This is a genomic window from Hydrogenophaga sp. (assembly GCF_048549895.1).
Lineage (GTDB): Bacteria > Pseudomonadota > Gammaproteobacteria > Burkholderiales > Burkholderiaceae_C > Hydrogenophaga.
On sequence record NZ_JBLYYB010000136.1, the window covers coordinates 1 to 3,920 of the forward strand.

The following is a 3,920-nucleotide window of genomic DNA, read 5'->3' on the forward strand; positions in this document are numbered from 1 at the left end:
CACGATTACCTTCGCATCCGGAGGATCCCGGTAAAGCTTCAGGAACTTGAACATTTTTGGCCATTCTTGCCGCGGCTTAAAGACGATGGCGACCTCTTGGTTGTTGAGCGCAGATTCAGAGATGACCACGTGGTCAGCTACCTGCCTCGCATTTGCAAACTCTCTGGCGTTCACTTTGCATACCGCCTTGAAGAATGGGCCCCTGAGCCATTCTTGGACTTCGGGCTCATTCTGAAACTTTAGGTATCCGGCGAGGGATGCATGTGCAACAGCGACCATCGCGAATCCCAATGGGATGTCGTCTCGAACAAGGATGTACATCTTCATGATTTCTGCTCTCGCGGAAACGGGATTGGGAATGGCTCAAACGAGTGCTGTGAAAGCACGATCAAGTACCGAGCTACTGTTGGAGCCGCCCGATCTCTTCCAGCGCAAGCTCCAGAAAATGTTCCTCGCGCTCCCATTGACCCAAGGCGGCGACCGCAGGAGTGAAGCGGCCTAGCAGAAAGTCAACACCTGTGAGGCCTCCCAATGGCTTGTGCCTAGTGCGCAAGAAATCCCAGACGAATACGTCGGCAACTTGATGGAGCCTGTAGAGCGCGCGGAGCTTCAAGAGCAATGCGTGATCCAGTCGTTCGTCCAGCTGAAATGCCGGGTACCCCTCTTCGCGCAGGACTGCGCTGGTGGTCACCAGGGGATCCATCAGCCAATCTGAGATCGGCCCGCCGCGTTGCAGCTGAACCAGGCGCTCCTTGAATTCTGCGGAGCTCAGCAGAACGTAGCAGGCGGGTGATGCAGCTTCACCGAACCCAAGACTTGTTTGGTCGGTCATGGTTCCTCCAAAGACTGAGTCGGATGAGGTGTGGCTCCATCCACTGGCCAAATAACCACTAGGTAATCGGCTCTCATGGTCGTTCCCACAAATCGCCTACCGGCTGTCCTTGCGTGCGCACAAAGTATTGCCGGGCACCGTCAACGGAAGACGCCGTCCGAATGACTGCAGTCCGCTACACAGCACTCAGCAGGTGCCCGTGCGGCAGGCGCAGCAACCGCTGCATAGGCAGCCTTGACCAACCGTTCAATGCGCTGTGGGAAGACTACAGCCAAAACCAATTGCTACTGTCAGTCGCAAAAAACTTTGGCACGAAATAGGGCAGTCGCAACAACTCGTGACCTCCAGTCGCAGCACTATGGCGCAAATTCCATTTAATGTGGCGCCCTACCCGCTGTCTAAACGCCATGAAAAAAAGCGACCCCTGAGATTCAACTGAATCTCAGGGGTCGAGGGGAGCGGACAAACTTGCAGGTTTCACCGGTCAAACTTGCAGCTTATGTTGACAAACTTGCTGCTTATGGTGTCACCCACAGGACTGAGAGGACCGGGTTTCCCCGGCCCTTTTTTTACACATCAGCCGCAAGAACCAATGTGCCCGCAGTGGCTGCACACCTCACAGCCCGCTTTTTTATGAACGGTCATCTGATGGCAATCAGGGCATTGCTTGCCGCCGCCTTGAACCAAAGGGTTCGTGGTTTCGACAACCTCCACCACCGCGTGCGCATCGCCGGACCGCGCCATTGGCTCGCCTTCCAGCAAGCCCAGCAACTTCATTCGTGCCAGCAGCAGTGCTGCAACGTAGGCCACCGTGCTCGGGTAGTTTTGTTGCTTCACGTCGCCGGGCACATGCGCAAGGAAATCCCCACGCACTTCGCCGAAGTTGGCCAGCTTCTGCAGCTTCATCGCAACCCACTTCGGGTCGCTGACGCGCATGTCGATCGACAGCACCTTCATCAGTCCGTCCAGCACTTTGGGGTACCGGCCGGACAGCCACACCGAGTAGGGACGAACCTGGCCGTTGGGCAGCTTCAGTTCCTTCGTGTGCAACAGGAAGTCGTCACCCGTTGCCGGGTTGCTGACATCCACGTGCCATCCGATTGCGCCGTTAGGACCGGTCTTGGGCTCGCGACGGCTGAACAATGCATCCACCATGGGCGAAGGCTTGCCGCCACCGAAAGCGCCGATCTGGGTCAGGCGGTGCTTGACCAACACTGCAAAGCCAGCGGTGAGTGATGGCATCATCACGCGCTTGCCCGTAGCCGGATCGTTCATCTCGAAGCCATCATCACCGATCGTGTTGATCAGGGAATCCAGCTTCATCTCCAGGAACGCACCGTCATCGGTGCGCATGTCCACGCTCAAGGCCTTGGCGATGGCGCCCAGCCCGCGGGGAGCTTCGTTGCCGGCGATGTACACCTCCAGCGGATGTCGCACACCGTTTTCCCAATGGTTGACCACCACCGCGAAATCACCTTGGGGGTGACGCAAGCTGTAGGTGATGCCTTCGGCGTTCACGTCTGGGCGGCTGGGCCACTTCAACGTTTCCACAATGTTCGGCACGTCCTTGATTTCCACGCGACGATCGGGATCATCGACACGAATGTCTTGGGCGCCTTCACTGGCCTTCTTGTCCGCAGCCGACACCAAAACCGAGCCGGTTATGGCGTTTGGTCTGTACGTGGTGATCCCTTTTAATTTTGACCTCCACGCATCCATGTAGATGTTGGCGAAATCTTCGAAGGGGTAGTCGGCCGGCACGTTGACAGTCTTGCTGATCGCACTGTCCACGAACGGAATCACAGCCGCCATGATGCGCAGGTGCTCCTCAACAGTCAGTGTCTGAGCGGTCGCGATGATCGATGCGTCTGCAGCTTCACCCTGGACCATCTTGAGCACGCGGTAAGCGTGGTCGTCGGCTTGCCACAGCTTGCGCTCCTCGCCTTTGCCGGTGCGCACATTTCGGTACGCGCTCAGGTCAAACGTGGGCTCAATGCCGGAACTTGCGTTGTCTGCAAATGCCAGAGCGATCGTGCCGGTGGGCGCAATCGAAAGCAGATGCGAGTTGCGGATACCGTGCTCACGGATTGCCGCTTTGATGTGGTCAGGCAGTGTCGATGCGAACGTACCCTCTTCCAGGTACTGGTCAGCATTGAACAGCGGGAAGGAGCCCAGTTCTTTTGCCAGATCAACCGATGCCATGTAGGCCGCGTCACGCTGCTCACGCGACACGGTGGAAGCGAATTCAGCAGACTCTTCGCTGCCGTAACGCAAGCCCAGCATCGCCATTGCGTTGGCCAAGCCGAGGAAGCCGATGCCCAGACGACGCTTCGCTTCTGCTTCAGCCTTCTGTTGTGGCAGCGGCCACTTCGTCACGTCCAACACGCGATCGAGCAGACGCACACCACCTGCAACCACACGACGAAACGCCGCATAGTCAAAGTACGCTTCCTTGGTGAAAGGGTTCACCACGAATCGCGCCAGGAAGGTCGAGCCAAGGCAGCAGCAACCGTACGGGGGCAACACTTGCTCACCACAAGGGTTGGTCGCCTCAAGCTTTTCGATCGCTCGAAGGTTGTTCGCGCGGTTGATCGTATCGAGGAACAGAATTCCCGGATCTGCGCTCTCATACGTATTACGCATGATCTTTTCCCACAGGTAGCGGGCTTTGACCGTGCGGTAGACGAAACGGCTCACGCCGTCTTTGCCCACCAGGACTTCATGCGGAACAGTGGCCGGCTCTGCTTCATGCACGAGAGCGAAATCGCCATCGCTGACGACTGCCTCCATGAACGCATCTGTTACGCCCACGCTGATGTTGAATTGGGAGAGCGGAGCCAGTGCGCTGCGCACTGCCCAACCGAAGCCCATCTTGGACTGCATCAGTCCGAGGAAGGTTGCTTCCTCCTTCTCATCCAGACCAAGAGTTTTGAAGTCTGGTGCCTTCTTCGCATCGATGAACAACTCGATGTCAGGGTGGTCGCAACGCAGCACGCCCATCTGGGCACCGCGTCGAGCGCCAGCGGATTCAACGGTCGTGCAAGCACGGTCGAACACACGCATGAAGCTCACCGGGCCGGAAGCGTTC

Annotated in this window: 3 protein-coding genes; all 3 read right to left on the reverse strand. The window is 57.6% G+C overall.

Going from position 1 to position 3,920, the window contains the following annotated elements; genetic code table 11:
• Positions 1 to 327: peptidyl-tRNA hydrolase (locus tag ACN4F8_RS13850; protein ID WP_419474136.1), on the reverse strand; the 327-nt coding region annotated here is incomplete at its 3' end.
• A 73-nt stretch (positions 328 to 400) separates the two neighbouring features.
• Positions 401 to 832: a hypothetical protein gene (locus tag ACN4F8_RS13855; RefSeq protein WP_419474137.1), complete on the reverse strand. Its 432-nt coding sequence runs from the start codon at positions 830 to 832 to the stop codon at positions 401 to 403.
• A 576-nt stretch (positions 833 to 1,408) separates the two neighbouring features.
• The coding region (locus tag ACN4F8_RS13860; RefSeq protein WP_419474138.1) for an adenosylcobalamin-dependent ribonucleoside-diphosphate reductase at positions 1,409 to 3,920 on the reverse strand (2,512 nt) is incomplete at its 5' end.

Excerpts from the sequence above, each read along its gene's own strand:
- ACN4F8_RS13855 (WP_419474137.1), bottom strand. The coding sequence starts at position 832 with ATGACCGACCAAACAAGTCTTGGGTTCGGTGAAGCTGCATCACCCGCC.